Source organism: Silanimonas algicola (assembly GCF_054777375.1).
In genome coordinates this window covers 46,028-61,988 of the sequence record NZ_BAAHAS010000004.1, presented here as the reverse complement: position 1 = coordinate 61,988, position 15,961 = coordinate 46,028, and the positions used below count along the sequence as shown (strand labels likewise).

Genomic DNA, 15,961 nt, shown 5'->3' with positions numbered 1-15,961 from the left:
GCCCGCTTTGCGGGCGGTCGTGGTCTTCAGGCCTGCGGGCGTTGCTTCGCGCCGCCCGCTGTTGGCCACCGCGTTCCTTCCGTGGTGCCGGGGCTGTTGCTGCTTGCTGGTGCCTTGCCGATCGGCCAATTCCCTAGCGCGGGCTCGCTCGCGTTCAAGGGTTCGCTGTCGCCGGCTTCGCCGCCCTTGATCGCTCGCTATTCCGCCCGCGCAGCGGGGGCCTTACGGCGACGGCACTCAGCGAAGCATGGCCCCTAACAGCACACCACGGAGGTTTGCGATGTCCCACTCAGCACCAGGTAGCAGGAGCAACGGCCTCAGGCCCCAAGAGCCGGCTCGAGCATCTAGCAAAGCATCGACCGGAAGCCGCGTGTTCTTGGTGACGGTTGGCGGTTTCGATGATGGGCGGACCATGGATTTCCCTGTCTATGGCGAGCGCGAAGCCCACGCCTACGGCCCCGGTTTGGTGTGCGCTCGTGGCGAAGCCCGCGACGAGTGCGAAGCCTCCCGCCTTGCCGTTGTCCGCGTCCAAATCCTCGTTTCCTGAGAAGGAGCCTCACCATGTTGCGACACCTTGGAATCAACCCCGCCTCCCTGACCGCCGACGAGCGCGACCACGTGCGGCAACAGCTTCTTGGAACGTCCCAAGGCTGGCGGAAGGGGGCCGCATTGGCTTGTGGTGGCGCGGCGTACGTATGCGAGCACTTCCGCGAAGGGAAGCCGCCGCAGTATCTCGCTGCGTACTTCCTCGGCAAGGCCTGCCGTCTTGCCCGTAATGTGCATTACGCATTTGGAAGCCACGAGGCACGAACGGCCCACATCGAAGCGACGAACGCCCGGATCGTGGCGAATGCGGAGCGCCGGAAGGCTGAGGCAGCGGAGCGCCGGGAACCCCACGGGCTTGAGGTCGGCCAGGTTCTGGTGGCGAGCTGGGGCTACGAACAGACCAACGTGGACTTCTACGAAGTGATCGCCGTGCGCGGTGCCGTCGTGGATCTTCAGCCGATCGAGTCGGAGAAGACGTACACGGGCGATATGACCGGTACGGCTGTCCCCAAGAAAGGGCATCCGGCAGGCGAGGTGCTGCGAAGCAAGCGCCCCACACGCGGCGCAGTGCGCCTGACGAGTTACAGCAGCGCGACGCTGTGGGACGGCCGGCCGCGCTGCTTCAGCAGCTACGGCTGAGGGCGGCGATATGCATTCTCTTGAGAATCCTCACGTGCGTGAAGGCGACGCCGTCGACCTGCTCATCGCTGGGCCGGGGCGAACCCCGGCCCGGTGGGTTCCGGGGTTCCGCGTGATCTCGGTTCACGCGTCCCCGTGGCCCGACGACGACCGCGCGTACCGAATCACCATGGCATCCCATGCGCCGGGTCGGTCTTACCGTCATTGCGCGCCGGAATGTGTTCGCCTCTCCGGGGGCTCGGCATGAGCCGCGCCCCTTCGCTTGCCTTGGAGGCTATCCAAGAGCGTGGCGCCGCCCTGCGGCGCGCTGAGGGTGAAGGTGATCTTGCTCTCGCGTACGGGGTTCTCACCGGGCTGTCCGACGCGGACTTCGCTGCGGTGGCCTTGGAAGCCGGCCACAGCCTCATCTACTCGCGGCCTATCAAGCAGCGTGCCCACGTGCAGGCCCAGGTTGCGAAATGTTGCCGTGAACGACGCGACGGATTCGCACAACGCCGGGCTGCTTCAGAAGGTAGTCTAGGCTGATGGACACCCCCTCTGTTCTCAAAGGGGTCACGGTTTTGGTCGTGGACGACCACCGAACGACCCGTCTCGTCGCGACGCTTGTTCTCGAGAAGTCAGGCGCTCGCGTGATCGAAGCCCCAGACGGCGAGGCCGCCTTGCAGGCACTTGCCGTGCACAAGGTAGACGTGATCGTGTCGGACGTGGAAATGCCTAGGCTCAACGGGCTTGGCATGCTCAGGATGCTTGGCTTTCCAGCGCCACATCCCGGCACGCCGCCAGTCTATTTGCATAGCGGCGCTCCACGGGATTACGCCGCTGAAGCGGCCAGCCTCGGCTTGGCGCTGCATCCCAAGGCTGACGTACTCACTGCTCTTGTTCCTCGCCTCGCGGCAATGATGCGGTCCTAGCTGCGGATTGACAGCAACTAGCCCAAGTTTTGCCAAATTGAATGATCAGTATCGCCAGCCAAACGGCCCACGCTCGGCGGCCTGACTGCCCAGTTCCTGCGGAGCGGTCACTGGCTGCTTCCTACCTATGGTGTTGAAGAAATCAGTCGGCAAAAAACCACCGCTCTTCAAGATGGTGCGGCGCTCACGACGATGCGATTCTCGGTCTCCAGATGACTTCAAGGAGGCCAGACGTTGTTTGTCGCGAGCACCCGGAAGCCTAGCGTTTCGAGGAGGCGAGTCTCTCAACAGGATAGACCCAAACCTGACCTTGGTCATTGGCGTTGCGCTGTAAGAATCCGCTCTTCTCGAAACCGGGCGGAATCGCACAACGACAGTTACGGATTAGGTGGGGGCGGCAAAGCCCAAGGGACTCAGTAGAGGATGCGAACCTTGCTCTCTAAAACAGTATCGCGAGAAGCATCGACCAGATGGCCTTCGATGACCGACGCCTTGAAGAGGGTGAGCGGTGTCGTTTTTCCGGAGCCGTATGCGCTTATGGTCGTGGAACCAGAAGCAACGGTGATGCAAACCGCGGCGCGGTGATCGAGTGCGGCGAGCTCGCCTGCATGCTCTTCAGTGAAACCTGAGCGCTTCAGCCAAGAGACAAGGCTCACCTTGTGGGGGTGGACCATGTAGTCGTAATTGTAGCGCCCGTGCCAGTGTCGGCCGATTGTCGGCAGGACGTGCGCGACGAAGAACGCGCCGAGGGCGCCGGATAGCGTCGGCGAGAAGACGAGACCTTGGGTCAACGGTGATTCGCTGCCGTCAGGGCGACGAACGAGGTACTGTGTGTGGCCACCATGCGGGTCACCCTTGTAGCGAGCGATGGCGCGAATGTTGGGTTCCAGCCTGGTGGCAGGAATGGAAAGAATGGCGTCAGTGATCTCAATGTCACGGGCACCTGCCTCGACGACCTCCTCGGATACGCTGGCGGCGGCGAAGGCGTCCTTGAAGGGCTGAAACGCGCGAATGAGCGCACCCTGCTCGACGACATAGGTGCCATCGCAGCGTGGGAGCAGCTCAGTGATCTCGTTGGAACGGTCGCCGACGATGGAGGGGAGTGCGGCATCAAGCGATTTCAGGGTCTCGAAGCTCCGGCTGACATCATCCATCGGGATGCCGGGGCTAGAAGGAACAGTAGCCTCGGAGGGCGTGTACGCAGGGGAGCGGTCAGGCAGGGCTGAAGGAAGGGCGCGCCGGAGATCTTCGAGGAATCCATGTAGCCATGCTCGGTCGGCCCTGTGGGCGTTGTCCGAAGCTTCGAAAGCCGCCCAGACGTTGTCGGCGCTGGCACCGACGGCTAGTTGGGCAGCCATAGACTTGGCCTCGGCCATGGTGGATCGCGCGATGCTTAGGCGTCGGAGTTCATCGAAAGCTTCGAAGATTCGGTAGCTAATGCCCGTCAAGAAGAATCCGGCGAGAAGCGCCAGAGGCAGACGGGGAGAGCCGTCCCCGAAGAAGTCGTTTGGGAGGAGTCGCTCAAGAGCTGGGAGCCAGAACAGAAGCCCGTAAACAGCAGCGGTGCTGGTGACGAACGCACCGGCAAGCATAGCGCCGCTGTAAAGATCTGAACGCTCTGTAGGCCGGCCAAAAAGATCGACGCTGAGACGTTTGGCGAAGGCTTCAGGTCGGGCGATCGCTTTTCGAAAGCCCTCGACAGCAATTGCTGAGAGGGCGATGAGTAGCAGCCCCACAGCGACAATCAGTGCGTCCATTCAGCCATCCTGTGATCAGTTGTGGCTACCAAGGGAGGTGACATTTACCCTCTCTTGGGAAGCATTTCGTTGCGGAATCCTTTCTACAAAATGCGCTTCTGGCCGAACGCAGCCCGATGGCTGGGTGACTCCAGACGACCCAAATCGGTCAGAGGTGTGAGAATCCCGTGTCGGGGGTTCGATTCCCTCCGTGGCCACCATGTAAAGCTGGGGATTGCGGGAATTCGCAGGCCTTTTCCCTTGTGCCACCATCTCGAGTTCCCACTACCTCCCTATTTGGGAGCAGCCCCATTCTCGATTGCACTTATCCTCCTCGGAGGCAGTTGCGGGCGAAATAGGCCAGCTTCTCTCTGGCCGGACGCATGTCTATCGCCCCGCCCCACCTCAGGTGGCTCCCATTCTCTGTCCAGACGCCTAGCTGCCTGGCTTCAAGAAATCTGCGGAGGTCACTTGGAGACACACGCCTGTTGAGCCACAGAACGCTGTCAACGGCCTCCGCCCCAGCGACGCCCGCGACAACCATGAACTGCCCTTGGCCATCCTCCAAGTAACTCTTTGTGACTCGAGCACCGCGCTCAGCGGCAAGAGCCGGTGTGACAACAATTCCCGCAGAGAGCGCGAGTTGGCTGTTTTCGCATCCGAAAAGCACACGCATGGTCACGTTCGAGCGGGCCTGCTCGAGCTTCAGGTAAGGCATCGAGCCCGCCAGCATAATCTCTACAGTCGTCGGATCCGCACCGTTGTTCGCCAGACCTAAGTCTGTCGCTTGGTCAGCGGACAGCCAAAACATCTCGTCGCCCGGGGTCCGACTGGCCACGACAAAGGCTTGGGCGTCCACACCCATCTCTCGCAAGTATCCCAAGACGAAAGATCCGACGATCTGCGTCTCGCCGATGTCAGCTTGGTTGTCACCGTCCGCGTAGAACTGATGGATTCCTAGCCTCTGTTCGTCTCCCGTGTAGTGCCGATACCTTCCCCCGGCGAATGCGTACGCACACGAACTGGCACATAAGCCCCGAGGGGAGAGAGCGCCATCGGGAAGCATTGTTCCAATCGCTGTATCAAAGCCTCTGTCGCGAATCGCCTTCCCGAGCTTGATGCCCCCAATCAGAGAGCCGCCAGGAGAGTCGAAAACAACGATCGCATGGTGAATCCGATTCGAATCGACGAACTGCACGAATTGCGCTGCGCTGTTCGAATCGATCTCTCCCGAAACGAAGACTTCATGCTTACCGCCGTCGAAGGTCTCACGAACGAATCGGCTTGCGGCTGTATCAGGGGCCAACCGGATCTCGATTGACGCCAGAGCTTGGGTAGAAGCAAAAACGGCAATCGCTGCACAGAATGTCCGAATCATCGGGGCCTCCTTCCTTGTAGGTTTTGCAGACTTGCCTAGCATTCCAACGCATGCCCAAACGAAAGTCCACCCGATCAGACTACGCACGCGGGCTAAGCAAACGCAGGCGGCATTTCTACTCCAAGCCGGGCGACGTCGGGTGGAACGTTGCCGCTGCGGCAACCTCCGCGTTACGGTTCTTCGCGGTCCTCAGAGTCCACGAATCTTGTAGACGTTGACCGGATGTCCCGCGGTCTCAGACGGCTCGTCTGTGACAAGCGTGATCGCGTTGTGATTCACAAGGTGATCAAGGCCTCGACGGATTTCATTCGGGCGCACCCCCGTTTTCTCCTGGAGCGTCTTGTGGGCAATACGCGCCAAGCTGCTTTTGTTCTCTCGACAGTTCAGCAGATAGAGATACAGCTTCAGAGCAGCCAGGCATGTTCGACTGCGTAGGGAGAGATCGCGCACCAAGGCCGAAACCAAGTCCGACGGCACTTTCGCGAATCGACGCTCCTCGCTACCCCAGAGGAGGGTTAGCTCGTTCGTCCGCCCTCGCTTCACGTCGAGAAGGCCAAGCACAACGAGCCGCTCGAGCGCTGGTCGGATCATGGGGCGCGACACATCAAGACCTAGCTCGATGTCGGAGTAGCTGAGCGTCGCTGACTTCGTCTCGAACCGCACCTTCACCGCAAGGAACAGGTAGAGCTTTAGTGCTGTGATGTTGACACCGAGTTGGCGCGGGGCGGCATTGAACTCGGTGAGGCGCCCACCGTTGACCCACCAGAGAGGCATCGAACCCCACTTACCCATCGGTATCGCTCCGCTTCGTGAGGGCGGCAGCAGCGACGGCCAAAGCTTTGTATGCAACAGCTAGCGCGGCAAAAGCCGTAAGGACAATCGCTGCAGCTTCCGGGCTGATCCTCACGAGCGCCTCGAGTGCAGTCACCAGCAGTTCCATCGTTGGACCCTCTTGTGAACGATGGGCGTGACTTTACGAGCGACACGGCGAAGCATCTAGATAGAGCGACAGCCGACAAAGGCCGGAAAACCTTCCTATCTATATGTTTTTGTGAGTTTTTTGCATCCACAAGCGTATGCTCGGGTAGTTAACGGAGAACACCAACCACCACCCTTTTGCGGCCTTTGCCAGGGGCTTGATCTGGCCCGTCGTCCTCCGCTTGGACAGAGTGTTGCCGCCGACTGAAAACTGACCCGCGGTCGCCGAAGTAAATCTGACCCACCCCGGCGACGATGGCGGCCTTTTGGAGGTCGCCTGGATGCTGAGCGAGGAGGAGTCGGTGGAGATCAAGGTATTGGCCCGTCAGGGCAAAGGGGTTCGGGAGATTGCCCGGGCGCTGGGGGGTCGCGGAACACCGTGCGGCGCTGTCTGCGTGGCAGCGCGTTGGTACATCGTCATCGCTCGATCGATGTCGACCGCGACGCCAGCGCCGTGCATGTGCAGCGTCGCAAGATTGTTTATGGCCTCGGCATCACCCGCCTCGTCGGCCTTGCCGTAGGCCGGGGGCCGCAAAGGCCTCCTTAGCGCGCTGCAGGAGACGGACGGACTTCGCCGCCGAGCGCCACGCCTCGACGATCTGGGCGACTTTCTGGGCCGGCGCGACATCGCAGCGAAGGGCTTCCATTTCTGCACGGAGAGCGATGAAGCGCTGATCGAGCTCCGCCACGCGGTCAAGAGCTTCGTAGCGCTCCGCGGTGAGCGACGCGACCTGGCCGGGTTCTGCCGGTCAGAAGTTGCCGGCTTAGCGCAGCAGGCCTGCCCGCCGTGGTCAGTCTCTCTGGCGACTCCGGTCACTTGGTGTGGCAACCGTGGTCACATTGCGGATGCTTTGCACTACATCCATCGCCAAGCGGGGATGCGTGGGACGTGTTGCGATTCGCCAGCGAGGGCTATCCGCGTACGCCGAGAATCTGAGGGACGACGAATAGCGCAAGCACGATCATTCCGCCATAGAACGTCAGGTTGGTGACGACCCGCCGCTTGCGCTTGTCGGTCTTTCCAACAGCGCGCCCCACGACGATTGAAAGTGCCGTCATACCAATCACGACGACCAAGATGGCGAGGATGTTCCCCGTGATCAGGGATGTAACGTTCTCGAAGGCTGGATTCACTGCTGTGCGTCCTGCTGCATGTCGGGGAAGTGCTCCGGGTCCGCGACCTTTGGGGTGGAGGGTGAGGTCACGCGGCTAGAGATCCGAATCCTGCGCCGCGACCACCCACACGCGCTTCAACGGAAGCTCGGCTTTCAGGTCCTCGTCGAGCCTGTCGTAGTGGGCGAAGAGCTGCTCGAGAAGCTCCTTCTGGCTCCACAAGCGTAGCCGGAAGAACTGCGAGGCCAACTCCTTCTGCACGTTGCTCTTGAATCCACCCCAGGCGACGAAGAGGCCCTGGTCAGCATTGAACTTCGTCATGGCGCCAAGCAGTTTGTCGACAGGCTCGCGGCCGATGGGCGAGTCCTCGGACTTCACCTCGATGCACAGCTTTGGCGCAGCAAAGCCGAGTGGCCCGGTACCGGCGAGAATGTCGGCGCCGCCATCAGCCCCCTCGGGGCTGCGATACGTCGTGTAGCCCTGCGCGTTGAGGATTGCTTCGACCAGTCGGGTCAGGCCATGGCCCTTGAAGCGCGCCGAGATCAGCGCCGCAATCTGATCGCGGGCCAGCTCGTCGATGTCGGTGTCGCTACTCTCCGCCTCAGGCGTGCTCGCCGGTGCCGCTCGCGTTGTCGCCTGCAGCGACTCGGATTTCCATCCGGCGTCGCGCATCGCCTTGATCCGCTGTTCGGCGTTGTTGCGCTGAATCCGGCAAATCGTCATGAATGCGCCGAAGGAGAACAGGATGTCCTTGCCGAAGTGGGACCGGGGCACCGCCTCGCCGATCCACTTCACATCGCGCCAGTGGAAGTAGGGATTCTCGGCTTCGGTGTTGGACTGGTAGTCACTGACGATCTCACCGACATAGACCGCGGGTTGGGTCTTCATCGGAACGACCACTAAGTCCCCCACCTTCATCTCATGCGCAAAGGGCCAGATCTGGCTGGCCCAGTTCGCAATCGCCCTCGTCTTGGCGTTCGGGTAGCGCTCCGTCATCGCATCGATCAGCTCGCTCCGTTGGCCGAGCTTCGCCAAGTTGACGTCGAGACGATCCCACGTCACGTAAACCCGGGACTCCTGGATGAACTTCGGCTCGAACTCACCGTGCGAACCCGCTCGGACCAGCCACACTGCCATCTCAATCTCCTGCGCTTCATTGGTCGCTCAAGTAACTGGAGCGCGCATCTCGCCGGCCCCTTCCGGGCGGCTAGTAGTAGTAGATCTCTCGAGCTTGGCGAAGTTCGCGCTCTTGCCCGAGACGGGTGTAGCGCTTTGTGCGCGACGTCCAATTCCCGCGCGAGTCCACTTCGTACGCCTCGTAGGTCGCCGTGGTCGATCGGTTTCGCCCACTCAGATCACGAAGTGTCTCGGCAGTGACCCAACCATGGCGTCCATACGTGTACTCCACGATGTACTGCGTGGAGTAGTCCATGGCATTGTTGTCAACGATCGCCGTAATGCGCCCATCCCGATCCCGGCGGTACTGCGATCCGCCCTGAAGCGTCATGTTTCGGGTGCCTGCATTCACGGGTTGAGACCAGATGACGCCCGAGCCGGGGACAATTTCCAGGTTCGCAGTTGGGTAGACGGGCAGGCCCCCGTTAGCCCACATCACGAGTCCTTTGCTGTCCCGTTTGATGAACGTCCACGAGGGATGCTCGCCATCTAGCCTGCTCGCTTCGACGATGCCTCCATCGTTCTGCGGAAAGTATTCGTATCGGCGGATGTTCTCTGGGGCGTTCCCGTTAGGCGTGGAAACGCGAGCAATCCTGCCCGCGACATACTCGTAGTTCTCGAAATTCCTGAGTGACACACGTCCCGAGCCATCTCTGGCAACTTCGATGGCTTCCCAACGCTTGAGCTTGCAGTCGCTGCTGTAGATGAAGCGATGCTCCATGCTGCCCGTTCCGAAGTCGGTTCGGAGCAGATAGCCGCCCTTGCTGAAGTAATGACTGTCGCCAGAGAAGCCGTTCTTAACGGCTCTCGCTGGCCCATTCAATTCATGCTGGCGGATTGATTCACGGACAAGCGTATCAAGCGGTGGACGAGCTTCCGCGTTAAGTGCGCACTTCAATGTGCCAATTAGCCCATCCATGTTCGGCCGCCCTTCGGCTGCCGCTTGCTGGGCTCGCGCAAGAGACTTGGCAAGGACTTGTTCCGTGAAGGACTCCGCATCGGCCATGAATGGAAACTCTGCAGAGTTGACCATTGCATAGGCATCTCCTTGCTCCGCTGCAGACTCGAAAAGTTCATATGCGCGCTGGAAGTTCGGGAATACCCCCTGCCCGTGAAGGAACATGAGTCCGAGTTCGTTCTTCGCTGACGAGTGCCCTGCATCGGCAGCGCGCTCGAAGTATGTGATGGCCTTTGCGGGGTCGGCTTGAATCCCGATGCCGCGGCGATAGACGAACCCCAGCGCGTAGGTCGCGCGAGCGTCGCCCTTTGCATCGAGCGCTTCAAAGATTGTACGTGCTTCCGCGTGTTTGCTGGCTTCGTGAAGCTGAACTGCTTCCTCGAAGGTTCCAGTTTCGGCAGCAGTTAATGCTGGGGTAGAAAGAGTGGCGAGTAGGATGAAGATTGCTTTCGCGTTCATGGTCGTCGATAGATTTCAGAAGAATGGATAGAGCGTTCGCGTCTTTGTGCTTTCGCCCTATCGCTCGTTCCCCTCGTACTTCTCGCGAAGCTGCGCAAGTCGCCGCGCGTCGTCCTCGGTGAAGTCCTGCGATGAGAAGACCGCCTCGCCGTCCGGCCCATCAAGGCGAGTGGTCACCACAGTGAAGACCGCGTCGCTCGGGGCATCGACCTCGCCCCACTTAGAGAACCGATTCGGGGCCAGATTCCAGCTCACCGTCTCGCCCGGCTCGACGCCGCCCGAAATCTGGTAGTTGAACTGTTCCTTGATCCACGGCACCGCACGGCCAGGACTCGCGACGGTGCCCTCGAAGTAGGCGCGTGAGACCGATACGTTGGTTCCATTTCTCACTGTCAGCTCGATGGCCGGCTCGTCACCGATGTAGCCGCGCTGCTTGTAGAAGCGGGAGCGGATGACTTCAAACTTCGCTAGCTCAGCTTTCGCCGCTTCGGCGGCCAAACGCTTCGCGGCGAGCTCTGCAATCTCATCGATCGCTTGCTGGCGTTCCTTGGCTTCACGTTCGGCCTTGATGCGCGCCGCTTCGGCGATCAGCTCTTGAGCGGTCTTGCCGTTCATGGCCAGCATCATGTCGCTGGCCATGGTCTCGGCGGTTGCCGTTCCGCTCATCATCGCGGAGAAGTCGATCCTGCTCATCATGAGCAGCTGCAGCGCTTCGTCGAACTGCTTGCGCTCGTCTTCGTCCAGGGACTCGCGTACCTCAACGAGCGACTTCTTGTAGGCGTCTTCCGACGAGCCGTCGACCTTCGGACTGCCGCACCCAGTAAGGGCCAAGGCAAGGGTCACCAATCCAGCGCTGAGCGCTCCTCTCATCACGTTCTCCCATTCCTTGAGTGGTGTGATGGCACGGGCCCACGCGGTGTCGGCGTCGATCCAGGCCAAGCCCAGTCTAGCCGGCGCTTCGGGGGAGGCGCGACAGGTCCGTACGCTACCCGGCGGTGTCTGGCGGAGGGGCCGCGTGTCGATGGCTGGCGGGAATGCCTGCGGGCTGCTTGGGGTGGCGGTTGCTGATTCGGGCCATTGAACACCCGCCTGGCTCGGACGCAACGGCGTTGCCGTCCTCCACTGCGTTGCGGCCTGCGGTGCGTCCGACCCCGATCGGCAGGTGTTTTGCTGCCCCGCGCAATCGCGCCCACCCCAAAGGAGCACATCATGTCCGCCAAGCACCTCAACGTCTTCACCGTCCGCCAGTACGAAGTCGCCGGCGAAAAGCGCAGCGAATGGACCAAGGTCGGCGTCGCCTTCCCGAATCGCGACGGCAAGGGTTTCAACCTCCAGCTGCACGCCCTGCCCCTCAGTGGCGAGCTCGTCGTCCGGGAGCCCCAGGCCGACGAGGAGTAAACCCCTCAACCAGGGCGCCCGCCGCGGCGGGCGCCCTGGGCTGTTGCATTAAGTGAGACGCCCACGCGTTATCCACACGTTTGTCTGCAACGGCGCCCATGGCCTCGCCGATAGACTGCGTGCATGCCGATCAAGAAGCTCATCCACGTCCTGCCGCGAGAGCCGGACCCGCATACGAAGCTCAAGATGCCGGACGGCAGTGAGTGCTGGGGCTACGTGGATATCACGAGGAAGCCGATGCCAAGCGGGCCAATCTACTTCCAGTACGGTTGGGTGAGTGCCAACGACAGAGGATGGGGGCTCAAGAAGATTTGGAAGAAGCGGCACGATCATCACGCCACTTACGAGGCGGCGCTGCTCGAAATTGGCCCCATGCTGCTCGCCGTTCTGTCGTCAGGTACGGGGGTGTGGTTCGAAGAACAGGGAAAGGTAGCTGCTGTGTCTAGTCGGAGTGGGACCGTGATCCTTCGTCTCCACCCCGAAGACGCTTCACTGAGTGACGACCACGACTGGTGGTATAGCGTCACCTCGTTCTTTCCGAGGACGAAATCGCACGGCCTGAAGGTTGGACAAATCCGATAGCTGAAAAGCGGAAGGCCCGCTTTCGCGGGCCTTCGAGCTTGTTGAGCTGCCTGTGACGAGGCCCTGCGTCTGCAGGACCAGGCACGTTTCGCGTGCCGGCACTCAGGGGGGAAGGTTGATTCGGGCAACCCGCGCCGAGATGACCACTCCGAGAGCCACTGCCGGAAAATTCCCGAATCCGACGTGGCAACGCCTTTGCGCATCCCCACCCAACGTTCGCAAATTACTACCGTGGGTAGCAGGGGTCAACATTCCCGGCGTGTGTATTCAGGGGGGTTTCACGGCGAATTCAAACGCGCGTTTGTGCGGCTCGGGTTTCCGGCGCTCTTTCCCGACGTGAAGGGCGACCGTTTTCTAGGGGGGGGCGCGTGGCCATCGATGGCCGGATCTCGGTCCACCTGGGCCTCGCCGCCGCTGATTCCGGGGCGCCGGCGCTAGGGCCGATGACCGTCACATCGGACCGTCATCTTCAAAGTGAGTCAAAACCCGCTCACGAGCGAGCATCAGGGCCTAACCCTTCCCCTGCGTGGGGGGGGTTGGCATCGGATCGAAGATCGATTCGACGGGATCATGGTGGAACTCCACCGCTCGAGGCCTCAATGAACATCAACCGCCAGACGCTTCGCTTGTACGACTGTCTCGACCTCGTGCTTCGAATCGAAATCGAATCGCGCCGCTCCATTCTTGACATGTCCTCGGCCCGCTTCCTGGCACTCGCACGTGAGGGGGAAGACGCGCTCTATGCTCGTGCTGACGCGGTTCGCGCCGGTGTCGCGACAGCTGAGAAGATCGCACGCGAAACGCGCGAGTTCCTGACATCCAGTGGCGCCGAGGCCTCGGAAGCGCTCGATGATCTCTGTACTCGTCTCGAAGACGCGCTCGATGATTTAGAGGACCGAGCTGTTTACGCGCCTTATCGCGCCCGTGAGAGCGTCACCGTGTTCCCCGTGGCTCAGTCACTATCGGATGCCGAGTGTGAAGCGGCATGGACCTCGGCCGAAAGTGGGGATCGGGATTAGCCCCGTCGATGTTCGGGCCGCCCCTTCGGGGCCGCCGCCCTGGGCGCTCCGCGCTCGAGCCCCTGCGGGTCTCGCCCCAGTGGGCCTGGTCGGCTTCGGCCTGCGCGCTCCGCTTGCCCTCCGGCATCATGGCCGGATGACGCGCCCCCCATCGTCACCCCCCTCCCCTCCCCCGCTTCTGTTCGGGCCCTACCACCCGCCGGCCTTCGACATGCACGGCTGGCTGGTCGACGAACGGCTTGGCCTCGTCCGGGTCAACGGCTGGACCCATGCGCCCATCGGTTGGCCACGACTCAAGCAACCGGGGCCGGCCGTTCCCGTCGTCACCGCCGAATTGGCCCGGGCCATCCGAACAGAGAGCGCGATCGCCGTGGCTCACTGGTGGGGCGTTTCGCGGGATCGCGTGCAGCGTTGGCGCCGCGAGCTTGACGTCGGGCAGTACACGGAGGGCACGAAGCGGCTCCTCAGGGACAACGTCGTGAGCGCGCCGGAGCCGCTGAAAGCTCAACGCCTTGAGGCACTCCAGCGGCCGGAAAGCCATGCCAAAGCCGGTGCCGCGCGGCGGGGGAAGCCGGCCAGCCCGGCGCTGCGCGCCGCGCTTCTCAAGGGGGCCAAGAAGCCCAAGTCGGCCGAGTGGGCGACCAAGGCGAACGCATGGATGCTCGAGGGCAAGCGCCGAAAGAAGATCGCCGGGTCCTGAGCGCCGCCGCGGTCAGGTCGGAAGCATGCACAGCACGCGTTGGTAGCGTTGCCCGTGAAGTTCGCTCTCGAGAAGCACCAGGCCATCAGTGCCGATTCGCACCGCGTGACTCGCCCCCGCGGCGCTCGCCACCTCGGAATCACCGGATAGCGCCGCAAGCGAGCAGCGCACAACGTAACGCTCAGCCTCGTCGTGCATCTTTCGGGCACCGTCGAGCACCATTCGCGACCAGAGCTCATTGCGGCGGCTTTCGGGAATGCGATCCGGCACGCGTTTGATCGCCTCGGCTCGAAAGGCCTCTAGCTCATTCGGAAAGTAGGCTTCGCTGATCGACGCTCGGCTCGAACCCGCGAGATGGAGATGGACCCGGACGATCGCAGCGGCCTGGGCACCCAGCCCTCGCAACCACGCCAAGCAACGTGCCCGAGCGATCAGCAGCGAAACAACATAGAGGGGCGCCTGAAACATGGCCCACACGATCAGGGCGACTCCGACGATCTCTGCCACCTTGCGGGCATCGCCCCTCAGCAGTTCCGACCCGAGCATGGCCGTCAGAAAGCCAGCCGTGGCGTAGCCCGCCATCCAGAGCAGGAACGTCGAATCGAAGGGGACGGTCTGCCTCGCGACAGCATGCGCACCCTCTTGCTCCACCGTCGCTGAAAAGGCGGCAAGCTGCGCCGCGTCCTTAGAACGCGGCGGGGACCACGTCACAAATCGAAAGACCATCCTAGACATTCACCACTCCTTATCCGCTGTCATCGATCGGCGAGACGCAAGCCGCCGTATGGAATCTTTCGCGAACACGACCAACGCAAAGCTGGGATTTCAGGAACCTCAACGGTGTCGGCTTGCGACGTGTGCCAAGAGCGTATCGACCGGCACATCGTGGGAATCATCTTCCGATAGGGAGCTGATGAACTGCAGTAGGGAGTCCTTCCGAAGAGCCAGTTCATCCTTGGGCAACTCCGGGAAGAAACGCGCGGCGAGGGCCCACGCAAGGCTCTGCGGTCCGCTACCGGCATACCCCCAAGCGAAGCCGCCCGGGTGCGGGAACAAGTCATAGCGGGCGGGAATGCCATCGCCTGGACCACGAGGGCCATCGTGCTTGTAGATGGCCACGCCCGTCCCTTCCACCATCCGCAAACAGATGTATCGATTCGCAGTGAGCATTTCAGTCTTCCGGGTCAACGGTCCGAGTGTGCCACTGGCGCCAGCCGTCCATCGTCAAATGCCGTGACGACCGATCGAGTCGATAACCGGCGTGGTTTGGTGAACACAAGAAGCAAGATCAGTCGCCGCGACGCAGGTCGCCAACCCGCTGCTTTAGCTCACCGTCAGAACGAGCGTAGAACGCCATGCCAACGGAAGGAGGCAGGCTCTCGTCCAACGACGAGCAGAAGATTTCGCCGGGACGCTGAGCGCGCAGCGTAGTGGGCCCTTGGGCTTTGCAAATGGCGATGTACTCGTCGTAGAACGTCTGTGCGGCCAAAGCGAACTCAGGGGTCAGCTCTGCATCGATGGCGCCGGAATACTTCCCGTGAGACGCCAAGACTTCCTTGAACGTGGCGATCTGGACGGGACCGAGCGTTTCCACATCGACCGCCATGTCCGGGCGAAGTCCCGGAACCCTGTCGGTCAGTGGCTGCAAGTCGCGGCCGCACGAGGCGAGGACTTTCGCGATCTTCTCTGCCCCACCCTCAAGCGTGAATTTGGCCCTATAGGACACATCCCGATAGTTGTCGGCCTCGAAGATCAACTGCCGTGACGAAGCGACCGCTCGCAAAAAGTCTGCGACCTCGCGCCATTCCACGAAAACGGATGCGCCTGTGGTCGAAACGCCCCACGAGCGCTCAGTCAGGGGGCCCTTATCGAACCGGTAGCGAACAGGCACCGGATCATCGCTGTTGAGGAATTCATCCAGATCGATGAACGCCTCAAGGTCACCGTCCGTGCAGCGTGCGAAGAGGAGCGGCGGATCACCGACACCCGTCTCGCGCTCCCCACGGTTCGTCGCAACGACAATCGACTCGTCGGTAAGTTCGTCCTTTCGCTCCGTCAATGTCCATGTTGAAGCGGTCTCTGCTTCTTTTGCAGAACCCTGTTCGTTCGTGGAGCTGTCGCTCGATTGCGCCTGATGATCGGGAGAGCTGCAGGCAGTGAGAAGCGCCAAAGCGCTAAGCACAAAGATTCGCATTGGTTAGATCCTGATAAGCACAGTACGAACCACAATCCGTCAACGGGTTCGCGAGAGGCGCAAGCCGAGGCTCGGGAGGATTACCTCAGGGCAGAACGACCAACGAACGGACGTGGAGAATGGGCGAGTCGCATCCATAGCTGGAGCGACAAAGGACGAACCGCCGCCCATTGG

Annotated in this window: 16 protein-coding genes and 1 pseudogene; 7 read left to right on the top strand and 10 right to left on the bottom strand. The window is 61.7% G+C overall.

Features of this window, described 5'->3' with window-relative positions; translation table 11 throughout:
• The first annotated feature begins 561 nt into the window (after nucleotides 1–561).
• Both ACYVAK_RS14615 and ACYVAK_RS14610 read left to right on the top strand, forming a co-directional pair.
• Nucleotides 562–1,185 (top strand): hypothetical protein, encoded by a 624-nt coding sequence (locus tag ACYVAK_RS14615; RefSeq protein WP_461062303.1) that lies wholly within the window; start codon nucleotides 562–564, stop codon nucleotides 1,183–1,185.
• Between the two features lie 524 nt (nucleotides 1,186–1,709).
• Complete coding sequence (locus ACYVAK_RS14610; RefSeq protein WP_461062301.1) at nucleotides 1,710–2,096, top strand: response regulator; 387 nt, start codon at nucleotides 1,710–1,712, stop codon at nucleotides 2,094–2,096.
• Between the two features lie 413 nt (nucleotides 2,097–2,509).
• Here ACYVAK_RS14610 and ACYVAK_RS14605 read toward each other — a convergent pair whose 3' ends face one another.
• From ACYVAK_RS14605 to ACYVAK_RS14595, 3 genes are all read right to left on the bottom strand, one after another.
• A complete protein-coding gene (locus ACYVAK_RS14605) occupies nucleotides 2,510–3,853 on the bottom strand; it encodes a hypothetical protein (protein WP_461062299.1) in 1,344 nt (447 codons plus the stop codon).
• A 304-nt stretch (nucleotides 3,854–4,157) separates the two neighbouring features.
• A complete protein-coding gene (locus tag ACYVAK_RS14600; protein ID WP_461062297.1) occupies nucleotides 4,158–5,210 on the bottom strand; it encodes a COG3904 family protein in 1,053 nt (350 codons plus the stop codon).
• A gap of 189 nt (nucleotides 5,211–5,399) precedes the next feature.
• Nucleotides 5,400–6,002, bottom strand: coding sequence for a hypothetical protein (locus ACYVAK_RS14595; RefSeq protein ID WP_461062295.1), 603 nt, complete (start codon nucleotides 6,000–6,002; stop codon nucleotides 5,400–5,402).
• Nucleotides 6,003–6,469: 467 nt separating this feature from the next.
• On the opposite strand from ACYVAK_RS14595, the pseudogene ACYVAK_RS14590 reads away from it, so the two are divergent.
• Nucleotides 6,470–6,585, top strand: a pseudogene (locus ACYVAK_RS14590) (helix-turn-helix domain-containing protein); the annotation flags it as partial.
• Nucleotides 6,586–7,100: 515 nt separating this feature from the next.
• Here the strand turns inward: ACYVAK_RS14590 and ACYVAK_RS14585 are convergent.
• From ACYVAK_RS14585 to ACYVAK_RS14570, 4 genes are all read right to left on the bottom strand, one after another.
• Nucleotides 7,101–7,322, bottom strand: a complete 222-nt coding sequence (locus ACYVAK_RS14585) for a hypothetical protein (RefSeq protein ID WP_461062293.1) — start codon at nucleotides 7,320–7,322, stop codon at nucleotides 7,101–7,103.
• Nucleotides 7,323–7,397: 75 nt separating this feature from the next.
• Nucleotides 7,398–8,438 carry a restriction endonuclease gene (locus ACYVAK_RS14580; RefSeq protein ID WP_461062291.1) on the bottom strand — a complete coding sequence of 347 codons (1,041 nt, stop codon included), beginning with the start codon at nucleotides 8,436–8,438 and terminating at the stop codon, nucleotides 7,398–7,400.
• 70 nt (nucleotides 8,439–8,508) lie between these two features.
• Entirely contained in the window at nucleotides 8,509–9,894 is a 1,386-nt protein-coding gene (locus ACYVAK_RS14575) for a tetratricopeptide repeat protein (RefSeq protein ID WP_461062289.1), read from the bottom strand.
• A gap of 57 nt (nucleotides 9,895–9,951) precedes the next feature.
• Nucleotides 9,952–10,833: a DUF6694 family lipoprotein gene (locus tag ACYVAK_RS14570; RefSeq protein ID WP_461062287.1), complete on the bottom strand. Its 882-nt coding sequence runs from the start codon at nucleotides 10,831–10,833 to the stop codon at nucleotides 9,952–9,954.
• A gap of 270 nt (nucleotides 10,834–11,103) precedes the next feature.
• Between ACYVAK_RS14570 and ACYVAK_RS14565 the strand changes: the two genes are divergently transcribed.
• The 4 genes from ACYVAK_RS14565 to ACYVAK_RS14550 all read left to right on the top strand — a co-directional run bounded on the left by ACYVAK_RS14565 (nucleotide 11,104) and on the right by ACYVAK_RS14550 (nucleotide 13,593).
• The gene (locus tag ACYVAK_RS14565) at nucleotides 11,104–11,292 is read left to right on the top strand and encodes a hypothetical protein (protein ID WP_461062285.1); all 189 of its coding nucleotides are present in this window, start codon (nucleotides 11,104–11,106) and stop codon (nucleotides 11,290–11,292) included.
• A gap of 123 nt (nucleotides 11,293–11,415) precedes the next feature.
• A complete protein-coding gene (locus ACYVAK_RS14560) occupies nucleotides 11,416–11,874 on the top strand; it encodes a hypothetical protein (RefSeq protein WP_461062283.1) in 459 nt (152 codons plus the stop codon).
• Between the two features lie 599 nt (nucleotides 11,875–12,473).
• Nucleotides 12,474–12,893, top strand: a complete 420-nt coding sequence (locus ACYVAK_RS14555; RefSeq protein ID WP_461062282.1) for a hypothetical protein — start codon at nucleotides 12,474–12,476, stop codon at nucleotides 12,891–12,893.
• 211 nt (nucleotides 12,894–13,104) lie between these two features.
• Nucleotides 13,105–13,593: a hypothetical protein gene (locus ACYVAK_RS14550; RefSeq protein WP_461062280.1), complete on the top strand. Its 489-nt coding sequence runs from the start codon at nucleotides 13,105–13,107 to the stop codon at nucleotides 13,591–13,593.
• 12 nt (nucleotides 13,594–13,605) lie between these two features.
• On the opposite strand, the gene ACYVAK_RS14545 is transcribed toward ACYVAK_RS14550, so the two are convergent.
• The 3 genes from ACYVAK_RS14545 to ACYVAK_RS14535 form a co-directional block, all read right to left on the bottom strand.
• On the bottom strand, nucleotides 13,606–14,328 hold the full coding sequence (locus ACYVAK_RS14545) for a hypothetical protein (RefSeq protein WP_461062278.1): 723 nt from the start codon (nucleotides 14,326–14,328) through the stop codon (nucleotides 13,606–13,608).
• 99 nt (nucleotides 14,329–14,427) lie between these two features.
• On the bottom strand, nucleotides 14,428–14,730 hold the full coding sequence (locus ACYVAK_RS14540; RefSeq protein ID WP_461062305.1) for a DUF6166 domain-containing protein: 303 nt from the start codon (nucleotides 14,728–14,730) through the stop codon (nucleotides 14,428–14,430).
• Nucleotides 14,731–14,881: 151 nt separating this feature from the next.
• On the bottom strand, nucleotides 14,882–15,787 hold the full coding sequence (locus ACYVAK_RS14535; protein WP_461062276.1) for a hypothetical protein: 906 nt from the start codon (nucleotides 15,785–15,787) through the stop codon (nucleotides 14,882–14,884).
• Between the last annotated feature and the right edge of the window lie 174 nt (nucleotides 15,788–15,961).